2 protein-coding genes are annotated in these 1410 nt (G+C 63.7%); both read right to left on the bottom strand.

Going from position 1 to position 1410, the window contains the following annotated elements; all coding sequences use genetic code 11:
• Positions 1–885, bottom strand: an 885-nt coding sequence (locus ACGFNJ_RS44070; RefSeq protein ID WP_393462663.1) for a GAF domain-containing protein, incomplete at its 3' end; no start/stop codon positions are given.
• 78 nt (positions 886–963) lie between these two features.
• Positions 964–1410: LuxR C-terminal-related transcriptional regulator (locus ACGFNJ_RS44065; protein ID WP_393462661.1), on the bottom strand; the 447-nt coding region annotated here is incomplete at its 5' end.

Genomic DNA, 1410 nt, shown 5'->3' with positions numbered 1-1410 from the left:
ATGCGACTCGGCCACGGGAATGCGTTGTCCGGGAAGTTGTTCCGCCCCGCTGCCCGCTGCAGCGACGATGACGAGCTCGGTGACCTCGTCATGGGGAATATCGGGATCTTCAGGGAGCGCAAGGAATGTCACCGCGGACTGAGTGAGCCGCAGCGCTCGATCGGCGACGAGCTCGAGTACGTCGTCTGGTTCGCTACCCGCCAGTAGTTCGGTGGCGACATCTTGGGTGGCTTCGAGCCATTGCTGGCGGATTTGGGACTGTTCGTAGAGGCGGGCGTTGGCGATCGCGGTTCCCGCTGCGGCGGCGAGGGCTTGGACGATGACCTCGTCGTCCTCGGTGAATTCCTGGCCGCCTGCCTTTTCGGTGAGGTAGAGGTTGCCGAACACTTCGTCACGGACTTTGACCGGGACGCCGAGGAAGGTGTGCATCGGTGGGTGGTGTGCTGGGAATCCGACCGAGGCGGGATGGGCCGAAAGGTCAGTCAGCCGAATGGGTTTGGGTTCTTCGATGAGTACGCCGAGTACGCCGTGGCCGCGTGGCAGGTCGCCGATCAGTACCCGGGTGCGGTCGTCGATGCCTTCGTAGACGAATTCGGCCAGTTGCAGGCTGTCCTTGTCGGTTTCGCGGACGCCGAGTGCGCCGTAGCCGGCGTCGACGAGCTCGATCGCGGTGTGCACGATGGTGCGCAGGGTGTTGTCGAGGTCGAGGCCCGCGGTGACCACCAGCATTGCCTCGATCAGGCGATCCATTTGATCGCGCACACCGACGATCTGGGCGATTCGATCCTGTACCTCGGCGAGCAGCTCACGCAGTCGCAGTTGCGACAAGGTCTCGATCACCGGACTCTGACCGGGCCCGGTGGGCAGGGGGAGCGTGCCGTCCATAGCGGTTATCTTCCCATCCCCGGATACCCCGGTCGACACGCTGACCAGGCCCGCTCCGGGGAGCTAGTGGCTAGCGACTCATTCCTGCTGCTGTGGTGTGTTGAGTTTGGAGGCGATGACGGCGGCCTGGGTACGCCGTTCGACACCGAGTTTGGCCAATAGCCGGGAAACATAGTTCTTCACAGTCTTTTCGGCGAGGAACATCCGGCCAGCGATCTGCCGGTTGGTCAGACCTTCGCCGAGTAGCTCGAGCAGGGTGCGTTCTTGATCGGTCAGACCGGCCAGCGGCCCGGTCTTGGCCTCTGTTTCTTCCCGCAGCTTGGCCATCAGCGCGGCCGCGGCGCGGTTGTCGAGCAGTGATCGGCCTGCGCCGACCTCGCGAATGGCGTCGATCAGTTCCGTCGTTCCGATGTCTTTGACCACGTAGCCGCTCGCCCCGGCGAGGATCGCGTCGAGCATCGCTTGCTCGTCGGTGAACGAGGTCAGAATCAGACAGTGCAGCCCAGGATGCTGGTCGAGCAACTC

The sequence above is a fragment of the Nocardia sp. NPDC049149 genome (assembly GCF_043197455.1).
Classification (GTDB): domain Bacteria; phylum Actinomycetota; class Actinomycetes; order Mycobacteriales; family Mycobacteriaceae; genus Nocardia.
The sequence above is the reverse complement of the archived record's forward strand: the minus strand, read 5'-3'. Positions and strand labels throughout refer to the sequence as shown.